19 protein-coding genes and 1 other RNA gene are annotated in these 21,939 nt (G+C 46.1%); 13 read left to right on the top strand and 7 right to left on the bottom strand.

From position 1 onward, the window contains the following. Position 1: 1 nt before the first annotated feature. The 5 genes from pstA (at position 2) to BSHG_RS04790 (ending at position 4,009) form a co-directional block, all read left to right on the top strand. A complete protein-coding gene (gene pstA / locus BSHG_RS04770; protein WP_005788578.1) occupies positions 2-877 on the top strand; it encodes a phosphate ABC transporter permease PstA in 876 nt (291 codons plus the stop codon). Between the two features lie 35 nt (positions 878-912). Next, on the top strand, positions 913-1,674 hold the full coding sequence (gene pstB / locus BSHG_RS04775; protein ID WP_005788575.1) for a phosphate ABC transporter ATP-binding protein PstB: 762 nt from the start codon (positions 913-915) through the stop codon (positions 1,672-1,674). Positions 1,675-1,749: 75 nt separating this feature from the next. Beyond that, on the top strand, positions 1,750-2,439 hold the full coding sequence (gene phoU, locus BSHG_RS04780; RefSeq protein ID WP_005788573.1) for a phosphate signaling complex protein PhoU: 690 nt from the start codon (positions 1,750-1,752) through the stop codon (positions 2,437-2,439). Between the two features lie 397 nt (positions 2,440-2,836). Further along, positions 2,837-3,439 carry a riboflavin synthase gene (locus tag BSHG_RS04785; RefSeq protein WP_005788568.1) on the top strand — a complete coding sequence of 201 codons (603 nt, stop codon included), beginning with the start codon at positions 2,837-2,839 and terminating at the stop codon, positions 3,437-3,439. Positions 3,440-3,469: 30 nt separating this feature from the next. After that, positions 3,470-4,009, top strand: a complete 540-nt coding sequence (locus BSHG_RS04790) for a nitroreductase family protein (protein ID WP_005803247.1) — start codon at positions 3,470-3,472, stop codon at positions 4,007-4,009. A gap of 244 nt (positions 4,010-4,253) precedes the next feature. Here the strand turns inward: BSHG_RS04790 and BSHG_RS04795 are convergent, their stop codons facing one another. Both BSHG_RS04795 and rnpB read right to left on the bottom strand, forming a co-directional pair. Further along, on the bottom strand, positions 4,254-5,573 hold the full coding sequence (locus BSHG_RS04795) for a YihY/virulence factor BrkB family protein (RefSeq protein WP_005798509.1): 1,320 nt from the start codon (positions 5,571-5,573) through the stop codon (positions 4,254-4,256). Positions 5,574-5,601: 28 nt separating this feature from the next. Further along, positions 5,602-5,964: RNase P RNA component class A (gene rnpB / locus BSHG_RS20920), an RNA gene on the bottom strand. A gap of 357 nt (positions 5,965-6,321) precedes the next feature. On the opposite strand from rnpB, the gene BSHG_RS04800 reads away from it, so the two are divergent. From BSHG_RS04800 to BSHG_RS04830, 7 genes are all read left to right on the top strand, one after another. Then, complete coding sequence (locus tag BSHG_RS04800) at positions 6,322-7,524, top strand: NlpC/P60 family protein (protein WP_005798508.1); 1,203 nt, start codon at positions 6,322-6,324, stop codon at positions 7,522-7,524. 13 nt (positions 7,525-7,537) lie between these two features. Next, the gene (locus BSHG_RS04805; RefSeq protein WP_008660766.1) at positions 7,538-8,689 is read left to right on the top strand and encodes a dipeptide epimerase; all 1,152 of its coding nucleotides are present in this window, start codon (positions 7,538-7,540) and stop codon (positions 8,687-8,689) included. Between the two features lie 31 nt (positions 8,690-8,720). Then, entirely contained in the window at positions 8,721-10,055 is a 1,335-nt protein-coding gene (locus BSHG_RS04810; RefSeq protein ID WP_008660765.1) for a transglutaminase-like domain-containing protein, read from the top strand. A gap of 305 nt (positions 10,056-10,360) precedes the next feature. After that, complete coding sequence (locus BSHG_RS04815) at positions 10,361-11,908, top strand: trypsin-like peptidase domain-containing protein (RefSeq protein ID WP_005788554.1); 1,548 nt, start codon at positions 10,361-10,363, stop codon at positions 11,906-11,908. Between the two features lie 331 nt (positions 11,909-12,239). After that, complete coding sequence (locus BSHG_RS04820; protein WP_005779810.1) at positions 12,240-13,100, top strand: RNA polymerase sigma factor RpoD/SigA; 861 nt, start codon at positions 12,240-12,242, stop codon at positions 13,098-13,100. A gap of 100 nt (positions 13,101-13,200) precedes the next feature. Next, positions 13,201-13,602 carry a hypothetical protein gene (locus BSHG_RS04825; protein ID WP_005788549.1) on the top strand — a complete coding sequence of 134 codons (402 nt, stop codon included), beginning with the start codon at positions 13,201-13,203 and terminating at the stop codon, positions 13,600-13,602. 90 nt (positions 13,603-13,692) lie between these two features. Next, the gene (locus BSHG_RS04830; RefSeq protein ID WP_008660762.1) at positions 13,693-14,874 is read left to right on the top strand and encodes a fragipain; all 1,182 of its coding nucleotides are present in this window, start codon (positions 13,693-13,695) and stop codon (positions 14,872-14,874) included. Positions 14,875-14,928: 54 nt separating this feature from the next. Here BSHG_RS04830 and BSHG_RS04835 read toward each other — a convergent pair whose 3' ends face one another. The 4 genes from BSHG_RS04835 to BSHG_RS04850 all read right to left on the bottom strand — a co-directional run bounded on the left by BSHG_RS04835 (position 14,929) and on the right by BSHG_RS04850 (position 18,533). Continuing rightward, positions 14,929-15,768, bottom strand: coding sequence for a PepSY-like domain-containing protein (locus BSHG_RS04835; protein ID WP_008660760.1), 840 nt, complete (start codon positions 15,766-15,768; stop codon positions 14,929-14,931). Between the two features lie 15 nt (positions 15,769-15,783). Further along, complete coding sequence (locus BSHG_RS04840; RefSeq protein ID WP_005788539.1) at positions 15,784-16,221, bottom strand: PepSY-like domain-containing protein; 438 nt, start codon at positions 16,219-16,221, stop codon at positions 15,784-15,786. 318 nt (positions 16,222-16,539) lie between these two features. Next, positions 16,540-17,838 carry a sensor histidine kinase gene (locus BSHG_RS04845; protein WP_005788537.1) on the bottom strand — a complete coding sequence of 433 codons (1,299 nt, stop codon included), beginning with the start codon at positions 17,836-17,838 and terminating at the stop codon, positions 16,540-16,542. Between the two features lie 17 nt (positions 17,839-17,855). Beyond that, a complete protein-coding gene (locus BSHG_RS04850; protein ID WP_005788535.1) occupies positions 17,856-18,533 on the bottom strand; it encodes a response regulator transcription factor in 678 nt (225 codons plus the stop codon). A gap of 156 nt (positions 18,534-18,689) precedes the next feature. Between BSHG_RS04850 and nagA the strand changes: the two genes are divergently transcribed. Then, complete coding sequence (gene nagA / locus BSHG_RS04855) at positions 18,690-19,841, top strand: N-acetylglucosamine-6-phosphate deacetylase (RefSeq protein WP_005788533.1); 1,152 nt, start codon at positions 18,690-18,692, stop codon at positions 19,839-19,841. 1,058 nt (positions 19,842-20,899) lie between these two features. On the opposite strand, the gene BSHG_RS04860 is transcribed toward nagA, so the two are convergent. Beyond that, positions 20,900-21,376, bottom strand: coding sequence for a hypothetical protein (locus tag BSHG_RS04860; RefSeq protein WP_008660752.1), 477 nt, complete (start codon positions 21,374-21,376; stop codon positions 20,900-20,902). Positions 21,377-21,939 lie beyond the last annotated feature (563 nt).

Below are 21,939 nucleotides of genomic sequence, written 5' to 3'. Positions count from 1 at the left end.
TATGGAAATACTGAATAATACAAAAGCTAAAAGACGTTCGCAGGGGATCGCTTTCGGCATATTCCGGCTGCTGAGTTTATGCATTGTGCTGATTTTGTTCGCGATTCTGGGATTCATCATCTATAAGGGTATCGGCGTGATCAGCTGGGATTTTCTGACCACCGCTCCTACTGACGGGATGACGGGAGGAGGCATCTGGCCGGCTATCGTGGGTACATTCTACCTGATGGTGGGCAGTGCGCTGTTTGCCTTTCCGGTGGGTGTGATGAGTGGTATTTACATGAACGAGTATGCGCCGAAGGGCAAACTGGTACGCTTTATCCGGGTGATGACCAATAACCTGAGCGGTATTCCGTCGATTGTTTTCGGTCTCTTCGGTATGGCGCTGTTTGTTAACTATATGGATTTCGGCGATAGTATTCTGGCGGGTTCGCTGACGTTGGGGCTGCTTTGCGTACCTTTGGTGATCCGTACTACGGAAGAGGCATTGAAGGCAATACCGGACAGCATGCGCGAGGGAAGCCGTGCACTGGGAGCTACCAAGCTTCAGACCATCTGGCACGTGATTCTGCCTATGGGAATGCCGAATATCATCACCGGATTGATTCTGGCCTTGGGACGTGTGTCGGGAGAAACGGCTCCGATCCTGTTCACTTGTGCGGCGTATTTCCTCCCGCAATTGCCCACAAGCATCTTAGATCAATGTATGGCATTGCCCTATCACTTGTATGTGATATCGACCAGCGGAACGGATATGGAGGCGCAGTTGCCTCTGGCTTATGGAACGGCCTTGGTACTGATTGTAATCATACTCCTGGTGAACCTGCTGGCCAATGCCTTGCGAAAGTATTTTGAGAAGAAAGTAAAAATGAATTAGAAACTGTTTCTTAGTGACGGAGTACAACAAAAGATATGGATACAACAGTAAAAATTGATGCGCGTGACGTGAACTTCTGGTATGGTGACTTCCATGCACTGAAGGGGATCAGTATGGAGATTGAAGAAAAATCGGTAGTCGCGTTTATAGGTCCTTCCGGATGTGGGAAATCTACTTTTCTACGCCTTTTTAATCGGATGAACGACTTGATTCCTGCAACCCGCCTGACGGGAGAGATCCGCATAGACGGCGAAAACATCTATGACAAGGGAGTGCAGGTGGACGAGCTGCGTAAAAATGTAGGCATGGTGTTCCAGCGTCCCAATCCTTTTCCGAAAAGCATTTTTGAAAACGTGGCTTACGGGTTGAGAGTGAACGGAGTGAAAGATAATGCCTTTATCCGTCAGCGGGTGGAGGAGACCCTGAAGGGTGCCGCGCTTTGGGATGAAGTGAAGGACAAACTGAAAGAATCGGCTTTTGCCTTGTCTGGCGGACAGCAGCAGCGTCTTTGTATCGCACGCGCAATGGCTGTATCGCCTTCGGTGTTGTTGATGGACGAACCTGCTTCGGCGCTCGACCCTATTTCGACGGCAAAGGTGGAAGAGTTGATACACGAGTTGAAAGAACGGTATACCATTGTGATTGTGACGCACAATATGCAGCAGGCTGCACGTGTCAGTGATAAGACGGCGTTTTTCTATATGGGGCAGATGGTGGAGTTTGGCGACACGAAGAAGATCTTTACGAACCCGGAGAAGGAAGCGACACAAAACTATATAACCGGACGTTTCGGATGACATACGATTGATCGGCATGCAGCTCGATGTATCATTTAATATTGTATATTTGCTTAATAATAAATTTAATAGAATATGGTGAAGTTTATAGAATCAGAACTTGTTCTGCTGAAAAAGGAAATAGACGAGATGTGGACATTGGTTTACAACCAGTTGGACAGGGCAGGGGAGGCAGTGTTGACCCTGGATAAGGAACTGGCCCAGCAGGTGATTGTCCGTGAACGCAGGGTGAATGCTTTCGAATTGAAGATAGACAGTGACGTGGAAGACGTGATCGCTTTATATAATCCGGTAGCTATCGACCTTCGCTTTGTGTTGGCCATGTTGAAAATCAACACCAACCTGGAGCGCCTGGGCGACTTTGCAGAAGGAATCGCACGTTTTGTAGTGAAGAGTGAAGAGCCGGTTCTGGATGAAGAGTTACTGAAACGACTCCGTCTGGAAGAGATGCAGAAACAGGTGCTTTCGATGCTTGAAGTGGCAAAACGCGCATTGAACGAAGAGAGCCTGGAGCTGGCAACCTCCGTATTCGCTAAAGATAATTTATTGGACGAGATCAATGCGGAGGCTACGGCTGTTTTGGCAGAGTATATCAAAGAGCATCCGGAAAGCACTCTCTCGTGCCTCAATCTGGTGGGAGTATTCCGTAAATTGGAACGTTCCGGCGACCATATAACGAATATTGCAGAAGAGATAGTCTTTTTCATCGATGCTAAAGTCTTGAAGCATAGTGGCAAGGTAGAAGAGCATTATCCTGCTAAATAATAAATCGCAAATTTTTAAACAAAAATTAGTGCTACTTAAAAAAATGTCATATATTTGTCTCCTGTAACGGTTCGGTTACAGGAGTTTTTTTTGAAATGATAATAAATCCAAAGAAAAATCAAAAAGATGTTATATGACATGTTTTTATATTTGGTTCATAACGAGAAAAGCACCTATATTTGCATCGTTATCCTGAAAACAATCTTTTTACCTTAAAAAAAAACTAATACCTATTGAAAACTGAAAAGCGGGGCTTTGTGAAAAGCCCCGCTTTTTTATGTTGATTCTTTATCCAATCCCATTTTCTTTGTATCTTTGACCCCTGTGAGGGGGTGGGCGAATGCGAGTCGCGTCACACCTCCGTTTTAATTGTGAATCCTAAATTAAAAATAGAACTATGTTTTCCGGAATCGTAGAAGAGTATGCTACCGTTGTGGCACTGGTGAAAGACCAGGAGAATATACATTTCACACTGAAGTGTTCGTTTGTAAATGAATTGAAGATAGATCAGAGTATCTCTCACAATGGGGTCTGCCTGACCGTGGTCAGCATGACTGAAGATACCTACACTGTGACTGCCATGAAAGAGACACTGGACCGGTCGAACCTTCGTCTGCTGAAAGTGGGGGACAAGGTGAACGTGGAACGCAGCATGATGATGAACGGACGTCTGGACGGCCATATTGTGCAGGGACATGTGGATCAGACCGCCGAATGTATCGATATCAAAGATGCAGACGGAAGCTGGTATTTTACGTTTAAATATGCTTTCGACAAGGAGATGGCCAAGCGCGGCTATATTACGGTCGATAAGGGTTCGGTTACGGTCAACGGTGTCAGCCTGACGGTATGCAACCCGACTGACGATACTTTTCAGGTGGCGATTATCCCATATACCTACGAGCATACCAATTTCCATACTTTCGGGAAGGGCAGTGTTGTCAACCTGGAATTTGATATTATCGGCAAGTATATCAGCCGGATGATCCAGTACAAATAAGGTGGACCGGGGAGTAGAGGTGAAAAAAGTATGAACGACTTTCTGCAATTGGTAAATGCCCGGCAAAGTGACAGGGCTTACGATAAATCGCGTCTTGTGGAGGCGGATAAGCTGGAACGCATCCTTGAAGCGGGACGGCTGGCACCTTCTGCCTGCAATGCCCAGCCTTGGAGGTTCGTGGTAGTGACCGATCCGTCATTGGCGGAGAAGGTCGGTAAGGCTGCTGCGGGCTTGGGAATGAATAAATTTGCCAAGGATGCTCCGGTGCATATCCTCGTTGTAGAAGAGTCTGCCAACATTACTTCGCGGCTGGGCGGAAAACTGAAGGGAAAACATTTTCCGTTGATCGATATCGGTATTGTGGCTGCACACATTGTGCTGGCTGCCGAAAGCGAAGGGCTGGGATCATGTATACTCGGCTGGTTCGATGAAAAAGAGATAAAGAGCCTGACCGGTATTCCCTCTTCCAAACGTGTATTGCTGGATATCCTGATCGGATATCCGGTGAAAGAGAAACGAAAGAAGATCCGGAAAGAAAGCGGGAAAATTATTTCTTATAACAGCTATTAATGATCTGAGTGATACAGAATGGGTTCTGCGGGTAGGAGACATAAAGAAAACCCATATCGCTCTTATCGGAAACGGAATTTATTTCACCACAGATTACGCAGATTGACACAGATTAATAATTTCTTCCACCGAGAACCGGATGATATAATCCGTGAAAATCGGTGTAATCTGTGGTGAAAACCCTCCGTGAGACTCCGTGTCGCTCTGTGGTGGAAAGAGTTTGGATACCGTTTCCCGTGCTGAACTACAAGTCCTTCAGCAATACTTTGCTTGCCTTTTTATAATATTCTTCCCTGGAGTCAAGTAAAACCTTCCATTGCTCGCTGAATTCCTCGTCTTTATCGACTTTAAAATCTTCTGAGCCGTATGTGTCCAGCCGGTCGAGCAATAGCGCTACATTCAGCTGATTGATGTCGATGGAAGGCTGGTATGCGATATCCTCGCTTTTTTGATCGGTGACTACTTCGTGAATCAGGTGTATCTCCTGCAGTTGGTAAAGTATCTGATTGGTCAGCCGAATCGGGATGCGATGTTCTTCGGATATCTCTTCGGCGGTGTAAGGCGTTTCGTTGTTTTCGAAACGTTTGGCTATAAGAGACATGATTAAGATAGATATGAAATCGCGGTAACGGCGACTGATGTTCTGCGTATCTCTGTCGAAACTGAAGTTGCGGATGTTCTGGCCGGCATACGTCAGCTCGGCACCGAACAGGCAGATGGTCCATGATATCTGCAACCATAACAAGAACATCGGGAGAGCGGCGAAACTACCGTAAATGGCATTGTATTTGGACACCCACAACTGACTGCTGATGTACAGGAACTGAAATGCCTGATAAGCCGAACCGGCCAGGATGCCGGAGATCAGTGCATGCTTGAATTTCACCTTGGTATTGGGCATGAAGATATAGAGTCCCGTAAACATCAGCCAGGTCAGCACGAACGGAATCAGACGGATCAGGAATTTCAGGATAGGGGCAAGTAAAACAAAATCCGCCATACTCTTCAGCATTGTGCCTACAAAGATGGAAAGACCGCCCGATACTACGATCAGGATCGGCATCAATAGGAACATTGAAAAGTAATCGGTGATTTTGCGGTACATGCTGCGCCCTTTCTTTACCTGCCAGATGCGGTTGAAGGTGATTTCAATGTTACTGACCAGGTTGAGTACGGTCCACAGCAACATGACCAGGCCGACTCCGATAAAAATACCGTTTTTGGTTTGTGACAGATACGAGTCTACGAATTGCAGGATAATATCCGTCGCCTCGGTGGAGCCTCCGAAGCCATCACGAAACTGGCTTTCCATCAAAGTGGAGACCCCGAATCCGCGCGCGATGGCAAAGACGATGGCGAGTATGGGCACAATGGCGAGCAGGGTGCTGTAGGTCAGCGCTGAGGCTTTATTGACAATGCGGTCTTTGTTGAAGCGGTTGACGCAGAGATAGATCGTTTTGATGATATTGTATATCGAGAACTTGGTGCGGGTGACTTCGCTTTCCGTGATCCGCCAGATATCATAGGTAATGAATTTCCATATATCGGAGAGACGCTGATTCATAGGTCTGGTATTTGAAATTAAAAAAAAGAAAAGCAGTCAGCCTATAAGCCGAGTTCTGTACCCTGAATAAATCAAGGTGCCTGTCATTTATCTGAGTGGGGTGTCACCACACCACTTTAGCGGTCTACCCTCCGACATGGAGCGAGCAGCTCTCATAGCGCCGGTTTACATGACCTTACAACTCCTAAGACGTACAGCCCGATATGTCACCATACGGCTGGTGGGCTCTTACTCCACCTTCTCACCCTTACCTCTCCCCGGAAGGAGGGGCGGTTCTTTTCTTCTACGTTACTCTACCCTCACGGACAGCTTTCTGTTAGGAAGTAGGATGCTCTGTGTTGCCCGGACTTTCCTCCTGCACCGAAGTACACGCGACAGACCGGCCAACTGCTTTGGTCAGCAAAAGTACAAGAATTATTTTGTTTGAGCAAACGGAAGGGAGGATTAGTTCGGTTCACCACAGAGTAGCACAGAGTTCCACAGAGTTTCACGAATGACATAAATTCACCACAGATTACGCAGATTATCACAGATTAATAATTTATTTTACTGAGAGTTAAATTAAAATATCTGTGTTAATCCGTGTAATCTGTGGTGAACTCAAAACTCTGCGGAACTCTGTGTTACTCTGTGGTGAACATCGTATGACTCGGTTTCAGTTCTTATTCTTAATGTTTCTGAAAATATATATCTAAAATGGAAAGAGTTTCTATCTTTGCTAAAAATGTAACCCCCAAATCTTTCTTTCATGAAGAATATGATTCCTTTTGTATCGCTGCTTTTGGCAGTGTCCGCCTGTACGGGTATTCCTGAAAACAAGAAAAATGCCCTCCCTCAAGATGTAGAACGATTGTCCGGTGAAGTCCGCGACCGCTTCATTCCCGATAAGCGTGTCATCCTTTGGGATGTGGATTACGATGTATCCGGAAAGACGATTACCGTAAAGGGGGCAACTACTTCGCCGGAAGCTAAGGCGGCTTTGTTATCGGGGCTGGAAGAGAAGGCTTATGAAGTAAAGGACAGCCTGCAACTGGTTCCGGACAGTGCGGCTCTGGAAGGAAAGATGTACGGCATTGTCAATCTCTCCGTATGTAATATGCGTGTAGAGGATGATTTTTCTTCGGAAATGACCACTCAGGCATTGATGGGAATGCCCGTTAAAGTGTTGCAACATCGTAACTGGTATCGCATCCAGACGCCCGATAATTATATCGCATGGGTACACCGGGTAGGAATCCATCCGGTCACCAAAGCCGGGTTGGATGCCTGGAACAAGGCAGATAAAATTGTAGTGACGTCGCATTACGGGTTCACTTATCAGCAGCCGGATGCAAAGTCTCAATCCGTGTCGGACGTGGTAGCCGGAAACCGTCTGAAGTACGAAGGTAAGCAAGGAGGATTCTATAAAGTCTCTTATCCGGACGGTCGGCAGGCTTATATCTCACAATCGATATCGATGCCCGAAAAGGAGTGGCGTGCCTCTTTGAAGCAAGACGCTTCAAGCATTATCCGAACCGCTTATACCATGATGGGGATTCCTTATCTCTGGGCGGGTACTTCTTCGAAGGGAGTCGATTGCAGCGGCTTTGTACGTACCGTCTTATTCATGCACGATATCATCATTCCCCGTGACGCCTCTCAACAGGCTTATGTGGGCGAGCATATCGACATTGCTCCGGACTTCGGCAATGTTCAGCCGGGAGATTTGATTTTCTTCGGGCGGAAGGCTACTGCCGAAAAGAGGGAGCGTGTGGTTCATGTAGCCATTTATCTGGGTGATAAGAAGTTTATCCATTCGCAAGGCGATGTGCATGTCAGCAGTTTCGATCCGGCAGATGCCGATTTTGATGAGTACAATCTGAACCGCCTGCTGTATGCGGTCCGTGTGTTGCCATCTATAGATAAGGAGGAAACTTTAAATACCACCGTTACGAATCCGTATTATAACTAAACTCAAAATAGGTATGCAAAACCGAAGAGATTTTCTCAAGACGGCTGCCTTTGCCGCTATCGGTTCGGGACTGTCATTGCAAGGAGCTTTTGCCGGAGAGAAAGCCCCTGTTTCGTTCGCGATCAATCAACTCGGCCTGGGGGCAAAGATGAAATTGCGTTTTTTCCCTTACGAACTGAAGTTGAAGCATGTATTTACCGTGGCCACTTATTCGCGCACCACCACTCCCGATGTGCAGGTAGAGATAGAATATGACGGAGTCATCGGCTACGGTGAGGCTTCGATGCCTCCTTATCTGGGACAGACGGTAGACTCGGTGATGGGGTTTCTGAAGAAAGTCGATCTGGAACAGTTCGACGATCCGTTCCGGCTGGAAGATATACTGGCTTATGTAGATGGTCTCACTCCGGGAGATACGGCTGCCAAAGCTGCCATCGACATTGCATTGCACGACCTGGTGGGTAAACTTTTGGGAGCACCCTGGTACAGGATCTGGGGGCTGGATAAGGCGAAAGCACCTTCGACCACCTTCACGATAGGCATCGATACACCGGAAGTGGTACGTGAAAAGACGCTTGAAGTGGCCGGGCAGTTCAATATCCTCAAAGTGAAGCTGGGGCGTGAGAATGACAAACAGATGATTGAAACGATCCGTTCGGTGAGCGATCTGCCTATCGCGGTCGATGCCAATCAGGGATGGACGGATAAGAAATATGCATTGGACATGATTCAGTGGCTGAAGGAGAAAGGGATCGTGATGATTGAACAGCCCATGCCCAAAACACAGTTGGACGATATTGCGTGGGTGACCCAGCATAGTCCGTTGCCGGTTTTTGCCGATGAATCTTTGCAGCGGTTGAGCGATGTGGCCGGGCTGAAGGGGGCTTTTACCGGAATAAATATCAAACTGATGAAGTGCACCGGTATGCGGGAAGCCTGGAAGATGGTGACGTTGGCGCGTGCATTGGGAATGAAAGTGATGGTAGGCTGTATGACGGAAACTTCGTGTGCGGTCTCTGCCGCCGCACAATTCTCTCCGGCCGTCGACTTTGCCGATCTGGACGGAAACCTGCTGATAGCGAACGACCGCTTCAAAGGGATGGAAGTTGTAAAAGGTAAGATCACCCTCAACGACCTTCCGGGGATCGGGGTGGCTAAAATATGAACACAGGTAAACTTTTGAAACTTATTTGGATATGAGAAAATTGCTTTATATTGTGATGATATTCATCGGCGTCTCCGCCTGCACCTCCCGGCAGGAGTCCAAGCCTTATGATTGGGACGACGACCTGCATCAACGATTGCTGGCGGATTTCTGCCTGACCGAATCTCAGGTGAAAGACTATATCCGCAAATACATTCCCGACGTGACGGACGAACAGATGCGCCAATGGGAAGAGAGCAAGGCGCTTGAGTGCCGGGTGATCGACGGAGAGAAACGTTATTTCCGCAATGCCGGTCCCAACCTGTTCCGGATAGACTCTGCCTGCTGTGCCGTCAAAATAGAGAAAGAGGGTACTTCACTGAGCACGAGCGAACAGGTCAATAAAGAACATCTGCCCGAAGTGATGGCTGCTGTCAGGAAAGAAAAAACTCCTGTGGTGCAGCCCAAACGCATGCGGGTCACTTACACGCTGACGGTGGACAGCAATGCCGTACCTGCCGGAAAAATGATTCGTTGCTGGTTGCCTTATCCCCGGACAGACCAGCCCCGCCAGCAAAATGTAAAATTGCTCCATGTCAGCGAACCCCGTTACACATTGTCCCCGCCTTCATGCCGGCACAGCACCCTCTATATGGAGAAACAAGCCATCCCCGGTGAGCCGACGGTCTTTTCGGAAACCTTTGAGTACACCTCGTGTGCCGAATGGCATCCGTTGAAGCCCGGGAATATTCTGCCTTATGACACTGCCGGCGCTCTTTATAAGGAATATACTGCCGAACGGGAAACCCATATCCGCTTCACCCCCCGCATCAAGGAGCTGGCTGCCAATCTGACAGTCGGTGAAACCAATCCTTTGTTGAAGGCACAGCGCATTTTCCGTTGGATAAACGATCATTTCCCCTGGGCTTCGGCCCGCGAATATTCCACTATTGAGAATATTCCGGAATATGTGCTCGACAATCGTCACGGCGATTGCGGTCAGGTGAGCCTGCTGTTTATCACCCTCTGCCGTTGCAGTGGCATTCCCGCCCGTTTCCAGAGCGGATTTATGATGCATCCGCGTGCCTGGAACCTGCACGACTGGGCGGAAGTCTATTTCGAAGGCGCAGGCTGGGTGCCGGTAGACCAATCGTTCGGTATTTCCACATTTGCCGACAATCCCGAAGAAAAGATGTTCTTTATGGGAGGTATCGACTCCTGGCGCATGATAGTCAACAGCGATTATTCCATGCCGCTGGTGCCGGAGAAGAAATATCCGCGTAGTGAAACCGTTGATTTCCAGCGTGGCGAGGTGGAGTGGGAAGGGGGCAACCTGTACTTCCCGCAGTGGAGTTATCACATGGATATAGACTATCTGAATTATTAAGTTCGTTTTCCATAAAAGACTTAAGCGTTTTCCGGAAAGACTTAAGCGTTTCTCAAAAAGACTTTAGTCTTTCGAGGGAAACGTTTAAGTCTTTTTTCTGTCTTCTAAATCCTTGTGTGTCATGCAACGAATGCTAATTTGTCAGTCTCTGCCGTTAACCGCTGTTAAGCTCCGCAGACTCACTGTTAAAAGAGAACAAAAAAGAGTGACAAGGAGAATAACAGAATGATTTTTGTCGTTATTTTAACGTCGTAAATGTTAAATGAAAGTAGAATATTAACAATTAAATGAATAAAAAGAATAGTATGAAACAGACAACAAAAAACATTCTCGGGATAGGAGCAGTAGTTCTTCTCAGTGCAGGAGTTGCCGGAGTGACAACCTATACGATGTTGAAGCCGGAGAACAGAGACAGCCTGTCGTTTAATGAACAGTTCCGTCAGAATCCCGGTGCTCGCTTGGCTGCTTATGACGCCATTAATGCCCAGCCTGTAGATCTGACGCAGGCGGCGGAAAATTCGCTTCATGCTGTAGTACATATAAAATCGACTCAACAGGCTAAAGAACAAACTGTGACCGTACGCGACCCGTTTGCAGAGATATTCGGGGATATCTTCGGTAATGGTGGCAGACAGCAGCGCCGTGTACAGACCCAGCCGCGTGTCGGCTTCGGTTCCGGTGTCATCATTTCCAAAGACGGTTACATCGTCACCAATAATCACGTGATCGACGGTGCGGACGAAATTATCGTTAAGTTGAATGACAACCGCGAGTTCAAAGGTCGCATGATCGGTACCGACCCGAATTCGGATTTGGCTCTGGTCAAGATCGAGGGAGACGATTTCCCGACCATCCCCGTGGGCGATTCTGATGCCTTGAAAGTAGGAGAGTGGGTATTGGCGGTAGGTAACCCGTTCAATCTTACCTCGACTGTAACTGCCGGTATCGTCAGTGCCAAGGCACGTACGCTCGGTGTGTACGGCATCGGGGGAGTAGAATCGTTCATCCAGACAGATGCCGCCATCAATCAGGGAAACAGCGGTGGAGCTTTGGTGAATGCAAAAGGTGAATTGGTAGGTATCAATGCCGTGCTTTCTTCGCCCACAGGCGCTTATGCCGGATACGGTTTTGCCATTCCGACCAGTGTGATGACCAAAGTGGTCAGCGACCTGAAACAATACGGAACCGTACAACGTGCGTTGCTGGGTATCAAGGGTACTTCGCTTGCGGGTGACGGTGATATGATGTCCGATCAGCCGATCGACAAATCGGGAGCCACACTGTCCGATAAGCGCAAAGAGTTCGGCGTAGTGGATGGCGTTTGGGTACGCGAAATCGTAGATGGAGGTTCTGCTGCCGGTTCCGATATCAAGGTAGATGATGTCATCATCGGTATCGATGGCAAGAAAGTGCAGAACTTTGCCGACCTGCAGGAAGCCATTGCACAGCATCGTCCGGGCGATAAAGTGACCGTGAAGGTGATGCGTGACAAGAAAGAAAAGAATATCAATATAACATTGAAAAACGAACAAGGTACAACAAAGATTGTGAAGGATGCGGGTATGGAGATTCTGGGCGCTGCCTTCAAGGAGTTGCCGGACGACTTGAAGAAACAACTCAATCTCGGATACGGCTTGCAGGTTACCGGAGTCACTTCGGGCAAGATGGCGGATGCCGGTGTGCGGAAGGGCTTCATCATCCTGAAAGCCAACGATCAGCCTATGCGCAAAGTCAGCGACCTTGAAGAAGTGATGAAAGCTGCTGTGAAGTCACCGAACCAGGTACTCTTCCTCACAGGAGTATTCCCTTCAGGAAAACGCGGCTATTACGCTGTAGACTTGACTCAGGAGTGATTTAGCTGAAAGGTGCTGTGCCAGAACTCACCACAGAGCAGCACAGAGCAGAGTATCACAGAGTTTTTTACTACGAATCAACAACTTAAAATCGTCTCTGTGTTACTCTGTGTGCTTTGTGGTGCGTATGGCCATACCAGCGAATCGCCTGCCGAAAAAGTATTCGGTAGCTTAATAATAGCTAAGGAAATCGAAAAGAGGGTACCGGCAATCAACCAGTCGGTACTCTTTTTGTTTATATTAGTAGATAATAATGGTGAAAAAGTTGTGAAAATTTATACGTTAACAAATAAATAGTCGTAACTTTGCACTCCAAATCTGTTTTATAAGAATGAGACAACTAAAGATTACCAAAAGTATCACTAACAGAGAGAGCGCTTCTCTTGACAAGTATTTGCAGGAAATCGGTCGCGAGGACCTCATTACTGTAGAGGAGGAAGTAGAACTCGCTCAACGCATTCGTAAGGGTGACCGTGTGGCATTAGAGAAACTGACACGCGCCAATCTTCGTTTCGTCGTATCCGTAGCTAAGCAGTACCAGAACCAAGGCTTGAGTTTGCCCGACTTGATTAATGAAGGCAATTTAGGACTGATCAAAGCTGCTGAGAAGTTTGATGAAACACGTGGCTTCAAGTTTATCAGTTATGCTGTATGGTGGATTCGCCAATCTATTTTGCAGGCATTGGCAGAGCAGTCCCGTATCGTTCGCCTTCCGTTGAACCAGGTCGGTTCGTTGAATAAGATCAGCAAAGCCTTCTCTAAGTTTGAACAGGAAAACGAGCGTCGTCCGTCGCCCGAAGAGTTGGCAGGTGAACTGGATATTCCGGTCGACAAGATCTCCGATACGCTGAAAGTATCCGGCCGCCATATCTCGGTGGACGCTCCTTTCGTTGAAGGAGAAGACAACAGCCTGCTCGATGTGTTGGTGAACGATGATTCGCCCATGGCAGACCGTTCTCTGGTTAATGAGTCTCTTGCGAGGGAAATTGATAGAGCTCTTTCTACGTTAACCGATAGGGAAAAAGAAATCATTCAGATGTTTTTCGGTATCGGACAGCAGGAAATGACATTAGAGGAAATCGGCGACAAATTTGGTCTCACACGTGAGCGTGTTCGTCAGATTAAAGAAAAAGCAATCAGAAGATTAAGACAAAGTAATCGTAGTAAATTGCTCAAATCTTACTTGGGATAAGCAAGGTATATCAGTTTCCGAAAAAGTATTTAAAAAACGCTTCATCTTTTGGTGGGCGTTTTTTTTTGTTATCTTTGCGAAGTTAAAAATATAACAGAATATGAAATACGTAAAAATACTGTTTGCTGTGGCATTGGTGTTTACATTGTGCTCGGCGTTTTCGTTGAAAAAAGGGGGACATAAACCCGTTTATGCCTTTGGGGTATCGGCTTCATTTACCGATACGGTGATATACTACACCGAAATTCAGATGCTTGACAGCGTGGCGCTGGATAAAAACGGATTCCTGCCGCATAGAGAACTGTACAGTTATCAGTTGAAGAATTATTTGGAATTCGATAAAGGACTTCCTAACCGTACTTGTATGATCTATTTCTCGGAAAATAAAAAGAAATTAGGAAAAGAGGCCGCCAAGGTTGTGGGGAAATTCAAGAAGAATAAAACGGTGGCTGTCGAGAAAATCGATCCTCAGAATTTCCGGTTCAGTAAACCAGAAGAGTAACTTATACGTTATATAAAATATAGCAAAGAGATGCCGTTTGTTTGCATCTCTTTTTTTCTTTATTATAATATCTCTGGATAATATTAATTCATGAAACTGAAAATAACCTTGTATTCCGTATGTCTGCTTATGCTGCTTGCTGCCTGTCAGCAGGATGGGCCGACACCTGAACCGAGTGTAGGTTCGCGTACCGTGTTAGTGTATATGATAGCCCAGAACTCTTTGGCACCGTTGGCCTCGGCCGATATTGAAGAGATGAAAGAGGGAATGCGGCAGGTTGATGCCACATCCGGTAATCTGCTGGTGTATATAGACGATTATTCGGCTCCCCGGCTGATTCGTCTGGGAAAAGACAAAAAAGGAAAAGTGGTGGAAGAGACCATTGAAAATTACCCGGAGCAAAATTCAGCCGATGCAAATGTGATGAAAAAGGTTATATCCACTGCCTTCAATCAATATAAAGCGGAGAAGTATGGCATGGTCTTCTGGTCGCACGGTGAGGGATGGATACCTTCTCCGGCAAAGACACGTTGGTTTGGTCAGGATGGCAATAACTATATGGATATAGCTGATTTGCACGCAGCCTTACAGGTGGCGCCCGACCTCGACTTCTTGTTTTTCGATGCATGTTTTATGGAAGCTGTAGAGGTGGCGTATGCGTTGCGCGACTGCGGAAGTTACCTGATCAGTTCGCCTACCGAGATTCCGGGGCCGGGCGCTCCTTATCAGACAGTGGTTCCCGCGATGTTTTCTGCCGAAAATGCAGTTTTGAAGATCGCTTCCTGCTATTATGATTACTATCAAAGCAGATATAATGACGGAATCGGTATGTCCAATGAAGATTGGACCGGTGGTGTTTCTGTTGGGGTTGCCAAGATGAGTGAACTCGAGAATCTGGCTGTTGCAACGTCCAAAGTGCTGCCCAGGTATATCACCGGGAAACAGAATTTTGATCTTTCCGGAGTGATGTGTTATGATCGCCGCACTGATAAGCAATATTATTATGATTTAGACCGGTTCATCTATCAGATAACTGCAGGGAACGGCGATTATGATAGTTGGCGGGAGGCGTTCGATAAGGTAATGGTTTACTGGAAATCCACTCCCCGCAACTATTCTGCCTACGCCGGGATGTTCACGATGAATCAGGATGCGAAAGGGCTTTCTACCTATATTCCCCGTATGTCCGCTCCGTCGTTGAATACTTCTTACCAGCAGACTGAATGGTATAAGGTATCCGGTTGGGCGGATACCGGTTGGTATAAGAATTAGAAAAAGCAAAGAGGTGTGTCATCTGTGGTGAATGATGACACACCTCTTTGTTTATCAGATAAACTCTCCTTCAGCGTTCACCTTTACTTTCACTTCCAATTCTCCTTTTTCCAGTTCAACCAGATAATATTCTCCTTCGTCGGGTGTTTCAACAAAGTCTGCGTCATCGATTTGATATCCCGCATATTTCTCTGAAGAAGCGATCGCATGGGTCACTGTTTCCGGTAGTTCGTTGCGGCGTACGTCCCAAGAAGTAGATATCCATTCGTTAGAGCTGTTGAATACAATTTCTTTACTGATATTACCGTCGATGATGTCTACCTCAGTCATCCCGTGCTCCACTTCGATCTCGACCAGGTGTGCGTTTGGATATTGCTTTTTGATAAAGGTCTCAATGGCTGCCGGAATCTCGGCAGGCAGATAGTTCTCTGAATCGTTGTCCGTATCCGCAACGCTTTTCACCAGGATGCCCTCTTCCGAGTAATACAGGTCGAATTCCTGCTTTCCGGACTCTACCTCGATGACGTATACCTTCTCCATGTCCGGACGTTCCAACATGTCCACATCGTCTACTTTCCACTTGGCGTATTCACTGCTTTCGAATGCACTCTTCACAGCTGCCGGCAGAGCCTGATAAGGGAGGTCGGTCTCTGTCATTTGCCATACTCCGTTCGGAGTAAACCAGGCTGAGGTTTCGTAGTTCTGTTGACGGAATTCCGCTATGTAATAGTTGCCTTTTGTTTCCCACTTTTCGTTGTTGACAGACGGATACTTTTCGGTAAATGCGTTTTTCAGTTCCGTGGGCACGGAAGACAGATGATCGTCATCGTCATTACAGCTTTGTAATCCCAGGGCACCCAGTGCTAGAAGAAGAAAATACATTTTCAATTTCATATCTACTATACTTTTTTAGTTATCAATATCGATTAAATTAAATTTAGAGTCAAATTTTAGTTCCCAACCATTGGATAGTTTCACTTCATAATCCGTTTTATCGCGTTCTATTTTCAGAACTTTAGCGTCCGGATAATTAGTGGCTGTATATTTTTGGATAGGAGAGGGGATGATGCCCTGTGGCACTACACTGAATTTGCAATTTACTTCAGTCCAGTTTCCTTTCTTGTCGAACTCTACTTTGTTGCCGTCGGTGAAGATGACATCGTAGCTTTTCTGTAAGAAATCGCTTTCAACTTTGGCCATGGCAATGTTGCTGCCGGCAAAGTGTTGTTTGATGAACTGCTGTGCCTTCTGCGGCATCTGGCTTACTTGAATCGGTTTATCATCGTCCGCTCTTGCGATGGTTTGCAGAGTGAACAGGCATACGAATAAAAGAAGTAACTTTTTCATAATCGTCTTTTTTTTATTGGTTTTTATTTTTAGCAATTAATTTATAATGCAAAGATGAAGGTCGATTCTGAAAAGAATTGGGAATTCTCTCCATTTTGATACTTTTTTCTAAATAAAAGTTTGATTACTCTTGTTCATCCGGTTGGACTTATACTGTATATTTACACAATATTTAACGCAGAGCGGGAAGTCCTTCTCGCAACAGGTATGAAAATGATTTGTACAGGCAGGTGTGCCGGGGAGTCGTATCCACCACAGATTACACGTGTTTGCGCAGATGAATGTCGCCGGTTCTCAGTGGATTAAATTCGTTCTGTGTTAATCTGCGTAATCTGTGGTGAAATTGTTCTTCCGCAATTCGAAACAGTGTTCATCTTTCTCAAAATAATACCTGAGTGTGAGATGCTGTAATTTGCAGATGGAGTCGGCTATGGCAAGTCCCAGTCCGGTCGAACCTTCCTTTTTGCTTCCCTGATAGAATCGTTCAAAGATATGGGTCGCATCCAGGGGGCGGCCTGCGCCGCTATTCCTGAAGGTCATGCTATGACCGGTTATTTCAATCCGGATATGCCCACCGTCTACGTTGTGTACAAACGCATTTTTGAGCAGGTTCGTTATCAGGGCTACTGCCAGCGATTCATTCATCTCCGCCCGGAATATTCCCTGTTCATCCAGCGTCAGCTCAATTTCCCGATAGCCGTATACTTCTTTATAATCTTCTATATATCGCTTGAGCATGCTGTTGAACTCTACCGTTCGGGTATCGGAGAATTGTCCGTTATCTATTTTGGACAGTAACAGCAGCGATTTATTGAGCTTAGTGATATGCTCCAGGGTCTGGTGCGTTTTTATCAGCTCTTCCAACTGTGCTTCAGACAAGGAGTCGTCTTCCATCAGCATTTCCAGGCGATTCCGACAGATGGCCAACGGTGTTTGCATTTCGTGTGAAGCATTGCCGATGAATTGCTTTTGCTGTTCAAAGATGTGCTCGCTTCGTTCCGCGTTGCGGATGGCTGCCTCGTTCAGCTTCCTGAACTCCGTAATTTGCGTTTCATTCTTCAAAGGGCGATTGGGACGACCTATCCTGTAGGCATCCAGCCAGCGCAGCAGGTTGTAAAGTGGCTTCATGCTGCGGTGAAATATCCAGATGCAGACAATCAGGATGGTGAGCAGCAGGACGATGTACAGAAAAATAATCCATCCCAGCATGGCGTCTTTCAGGTCGTCCTTCTCGATCGTCGGTGTCGATACGGTAAGCTCGTAATATTGTCCTTCGTCATCTTTGAATAAGGTGGTCAGTATGCGTGCCGGTTCAGTCTCTTCCTTCTCCACAATATAGACCATGGAGTCTTTGTAGCAGATATCTTCGCGTTCGTCGGCATACTCTTTGCTTACTTTTCTAAGATAGTATTGATTGTTCGACCCATTGTTTTTCGAGGGCAGTTCTTCTCCGGCCAGGGCACGGATAATGATGGTTTCCGAGTAATCCTCCAGAGAGTCGTCTACTTCGTCGTTCACTTCATCTATTACGGCTATATAGAAAAATACAGCCCATGCCCCGAGAACAACTGTCAGCATGAGTGCGATGCGGATGATAATGCGGTATATCAACTTCATGGAGGTAGGGTCTTTTTTTATTCAACAGTCATTTTGTAGCCGAATCCATATACAGCCTTCAGTTCTGCCAAGGCACCGGCATCTTTGAGTTTCTTTCTCAGGTTCTTGATTTGCGCATAGATGAAATCAAAATTGTCTACCTGGTCGATATGATCTCCCCACACCGATTCGGCAAGCGTGTTTTTGTTTACCAGTCGTCCGGGACGGTTGGCAAAGTAGAGAAGGATATCATACTCTTTGCGGTTTAATTCTATTTCCTTGTCATCTACGAATACCTGGAATGTATCGGGAACAATACGTATGTTGGCCAGGCGTATGTCCATTTCTCCGTCGCGTCGCTGGCGTCGGATCACACTTTTGATGCGGGCATTTAATTCGGCCAGGTGAAAGGGTTTGGGCAGATAGTCGTCGGCACCCAGTTCCAGTCCCAGTACTTTATCGTCCAGGGAGTCTTTGGCCGATATGATAATTACGTTTTCCCGTTTACGCATCTTTTTCAGTTGCTCCAGCAGGTTCAGCCCATTGCCGTCAGGCAACATAATGTCCAGCAAGACACAGTCGTAATCGTAGTCCTCTATCTTGCGTAATCCCGACTGGAAGTCTGCGGCAGCTTCCACTACATAGCGTTCTTTTTCGAGCGAACGCTGGATAAGTTCCCTCAGTGAGGGTTCGTCTTCGATAATTAATATTTTCATAGGGCTTTTTATTTCTACCTGCAAAGAAAAGGCTTATTTCTGAAATAAAACTGAAAAGAAAAGCTATTTTATTTTTCTATCTCAACAGAAGTGTCTAATTTTGTTTCCAATAAACAAAAATAACACGAGTATGAATCTCTAATACTATAATTTATCATGTTGACTCAAATTATCAATGGACGCATATTTACTCCGCAAGGTTGGTTGAACGAAGGTTCTGTGTTGATGAGAGATGGAAAAATTCTGGAAGTAACTAATTGCGACCTGGCGCTGATCGGTGCCAATCTGGTGGATGCCAGAGGAATGTATATTGTTCCCGGCTTTGTTTGTATGCATGCCCATGGTGGGGGAGGACACGATTTTACAGAATGTACCGAAGAGGCTTTCCGTACGGCGATAGCTGCACACATGAAGCACGGTGCCACCAGCTTTTTCCCGACACTTTCTTCTTCTCCGTTCTCCGAAATACGCAAAGCTGTAGATATATGCGAAAAACTGATGGCCGAACCCGATAGCCCGATACTCGGCTTACATGTGGAAGGCCCTTACCTGAACCGTAAGATGGCGGGAGAACAGTTTGCAAACCAAGTGAAAGAAGTCGATGTGGCAGAATACACCTCTTTGCTTGAAAGCACCGATTGCATCAAGCGTTGGGATGCCTCTCCCGAACTGCCCGGAGCACTTGACTTTGCACGTTATCTGAAGTCGAAGGGAATTGTAGGAGCTGTTTCGCATACGGAAGCCGAATATGATGGCATAAAGGAAGCATACGAGGCGGGATTTACACATGCTGCGCACTTCTACAATGCAATGCCGGGCTTTCATAAGCGTCGCGAATATAAATACGAGGGAACGGTTGAGAGCGTCTACCTGACCGATGGCATGACTATCGAGCTGATTGCTGACGGCATTCATTTGCCTTCCACTATTTTGAAACTGGCTTATAAGCTGAAGGGTGTGGAGCATACTTGTCTGGTGACCGACGCGCTTTCATATGCGGCTGCTGAAGGTAAGGCGATCGACGATCCCCGTATTATTATAGAAGACGGTGTGTGCAAGCTTGCCGACCGTTCGGCCTTGGCAGGTAGTATTGCTACCATGGATCAGTTGGTACGTACGATGGTGAAGGCTGATATTCCCCTGGCAGATGCCATACGTATGGCTTCTGAGACTCCTGCCCGTATTATGGGAGTTTATGACCGTAAAGGATCTCTCCAGAAGGATAAAGATGCGGATATTCTGATTCTGGATCGTGATCTGAACGTCAAGGCGGTATGGGCTATGGGGCAGTTGGTGAAAGAGTCGTAAATAGTGCACTGCGGATTGAGGCTGCACCCATATATCATATTCGTACACATCGAATTCATTCATATCTTCGTGACGCCTTGCACCTTCCGGTCGCACCGATTTGGCGGTCTTTATCCATTCACGGGAATATGCTATGGCCATGTCGGAAGCTATTCAAGAGATGCATTGGAAAAGGAAATATAAACGTCATAACGATTGGTTTTTGAATAATTAATCGGATGTTCGCAAACAAGATAGTGAAATTCCAAGTTATCGTTTAGCCCCGCTAGGGGCACACTGCGAAGGCGATGGGAGTTTCACTATTTTCGTTTCATGTAATACAAGTAATAGCCGCTCGGTTCAGCTTGCACTTCAGCTCAAAGATTTTGGGGTATAGCGTTTGTCTTTCAAGGGAACAGACGTATATTTGTAAAAAAGAGGATACTGATAAGTATCATCGCCTGAGTACGAGTCATCCACTGACAGCCCATACTATGCGTGGGTGTAAACCTGTGTAATCCTATGTAATCTCTGTGTCGAATACGAATGTTGACACATCTTTATCTCTTCTCAAATTCGTACATTTCCTTATTTCTTCTTTTCCTCTGACCATTTCTCTTTTTTTCGAAAAACGGCCCCATAACCCTCTGTGTGGCCCTCTTTTTACCTTTTAAACCAGCATCCCTTTGGTTTAAAAGGTAAGGGGGCTTGGTTTAAAAGCTAGCCCTCCTTGGTTTAAAAGGTAAGCCTCTTTGGTTTAAAAGGTAGGATCCGCCCGTTTTCGCCCCAAATTTCACTTGTGAAAATCCTGTACAACGAAACTTCCCGGATCGTAAATGTGTTCTTCCGGATTGCCCCGGCGCTTGCTTTCATCGCATTTATACTTGCTTTCATCGCATCTTATACTTATCTTTCATCGTATTTATACTTACTCTAATTGCATTATACTTGCTATAATCGCAACTATCCCTTTCGGCCCGTCGCTTATCCTTTTTCTCGGCAAACACTTCCTTCCTTTTCTATCGTCTTCATCCTCAATGCTTTTATACCTCTTGTTTCCTCTCTTCCCATTACCTGATTTAACGCACTGTTAAAACAAGTCTTTTGTCTTCAAAGAACAAGTCTTTTAGAAGCAAAAGCTTTGTCCTTTCCATCTCTGAAATAAAGGTCTCTCCAATCGCATTAACAATGTTAACGCAAGATTCCGTTCCATTCTTGTTTGATTTGCGTTTGATTCCTGTCTGATCCCTGCTCAATTTCCGTTCAATTCCCGTCCATCTTCCCTCAATTCTCCGCCTGCTTTTTAGTTTATCTCTCTCCCGATCCCAATTCCCTCCGCGATTTTCCTCCCCGAAACGCCTCTTTCCCTTCCCCGAAACATCCCTTTCTCTTCCCCGAAATGCCCCTTTTCCTCCCTTTCTCGGTAAATTCCCCTCCCTTCTGCATCTCCTTTCCCTCCCTTTCGCAACAATCCCCCTTTTCCCTCTCCCCGATAAATTCCCCCTATATAATATAATAATGTGTACCTTTTCTTCCCCGGCCTTTTCCTTTTCCATAATCAATTATCAGAACCGTCCTCTCCCTCAGCCCTTTACGCTTCCATGCAAAATTTATTCAAAAAAATCCCCTTTTATATTTGTCTCGTATCATATAATCCCGTACTTTTGCATCCGCTTTCCAAGAGACGGAAAGTCTTTAGATTTTGACATGTTGCAACGGCGTAGGATTTGCCTTAAAGAATAACAAAAATAATTTCCTTTTTATTTGGATCATTATTATAAAAGTCGTTATCTTTGCAGTCCGATTCGCAGAGCGAGGGCCTTTGTCCGACACTTCTTTCCCTTTCGCACAGAGAGGCTTGGAAATAAAAGACGGGCATTGAAAAAAAACTTCCCAAAACATTTGGCAGTTTAAAATAAACCCCTTACCTTTGCACCCGCTTTTGAAACGAAGCAGAGTTTAAAAAAGAAGAGTTCTTTGAAACATTGATAAACAATACAAGTAGTACAAGTCAAATTTAGAACCGTCAATACTTATTATATAGGTATATAAAAATGACCGTCAATAAATTTTCGACATCCTGAACAGAGCTAATATCATCCCTTATGGGATATATAAC

This window comes from Bacteroides sp. 3_2_5 (assembly GCF_000159855.2).
In the GTDB taxonomy this organism is placed as follows: Bacteria; Bacteroidota; Bacteroidia; order Bacteroidales; family Bacteroidaceae; genus Bacteroides; species Bacteroides fragilis.
Note: the sequence above shows the minus strand (reverse complement) of the source record. Positions and strands in the feature narration are given on the sequence as shown.

Coding starts and splice junctions, on each gene's coding strand:
- pstA (WP_005788578.1), top strand. CDS start 2: ATGGAAATACTGAATAATACAAAAGCTAAAAGACGTTCGCAGGGGATC.
- BSHG_RS04785 (WP_005788568.1), top strand. CDS start 2,837: ATGTTTTCCGGAATCGTAGAAGAGTATGCTACCGTTGTGGCACTGGTG.
- BSHG_RS04795 (WP_005798509.1), bottom strand. CDS start 5,573: ATGAATCAGCGTCTCTCCGATATATGGAAATTCATTACCTATGATATC.
- BSHG_RS04815 (WP_005788554.1), top strand. CDS start 10,361: ATGAAACAGACAACAAAAAACATTCTCGGGATAGGAGCAGTAGTTCTT.
- BSHG_RS04825 (WP_005788549.1), top strand. CDS start 13,201: ATGAAATACGTAAAAATACTGTTTGCTGTGGCATTGGTGTTTACATTG.
- BSHG_RS04830 (WP_008660762.1), top strand. CDS start 13,693: ATGAAACTGAAAATAACCTTGTATTCCGTATGTCTGCTTATGCTGCTT.
- BSHG_RS04840 (WP_005788539.1), bottom strand. CDS start 16,221: ATGAAAAAGTTACTTCTTTTATTCGTATGCCTGTTCACTCTGCAAACC.
- BSHG_RS04820 (WP_005779810.1), top strand. CDS start 12,240: ATGAGACAACTAAAGATTACCAAAAGTATCACTAACAGAGAGAGCGCT.
- BSHG_RS04850 (WP_005788535.1), bottom strand. CDS start 18,533: ATGAAAATATTAATTATCGAAGACGAACCCTCACTGAGGGAACTTATC.
- BSHG_RS04835 (WP_008660760.1), bottom strand. CDS start 15,768: ATGAAATTGAAAATGTATTTTCTTCTTCTAGCACTGGGTGCCCTGGGA.
- BSHG_RS04845 (WP_005788537.1), bottom strand. CDS start 17,838: ATGAAGTTGATATACCGCATTATCATCCGCATCGCACTCATGCTGACA.
- pstB (WP_005788575.1), top strand. CDS start 913: ATGGATACAACAGTAAAAATTGATGCGCGTGACGTGAACTTCTGGTAT.
- BSHG_RS04805 (WP_008660766.1), top strand. CDS start 7,538: ATGCAAAACCGAAGAGATTTTCTCAAGACGGCTGCCTTTGCCGCTATC.
- BSHG_RS04810 (WP_008660765.1), top strand. CDS start 8,721: ATGAGAAAATTGCTTTATATTGTGATGATATTCATCGGCGTCTCCGCC.
- BSHG_RS04790 (WP_005803247.1), top strand. CDS start 3,470: ATGAACGACTTTCTGCAATTGGTAAATGCCCGGCAAAGTGACAGGGCT.
- BSHG_RS04860 (WP_008660752.1), bottom strand. CDS start 21,376: ATGGAAAAGGAAAAGGCCGGGGAAGAAAAGGTACACATTATTATATTA.
- nagA (WP_005788533.1), top strand. CDS start 18,690: ATGTTGACTCAAATTATCAATGGACGCATATTTACTCCGCAAGGTTGG.
- phoU (WP_005788573.1), top strand. CDS start 1,750: ATGGTGAAGTTTATAGAATCAGAACTTGTTCTGCTGAAAAAGGAAATA.
- BSHG_RS04800 (WP_005798508.1), top strand. CDS start 6,322: ATGAAGAATATGATTCCTTTTGTATCGCTGCTTTTGGCAGTGTCCGCC.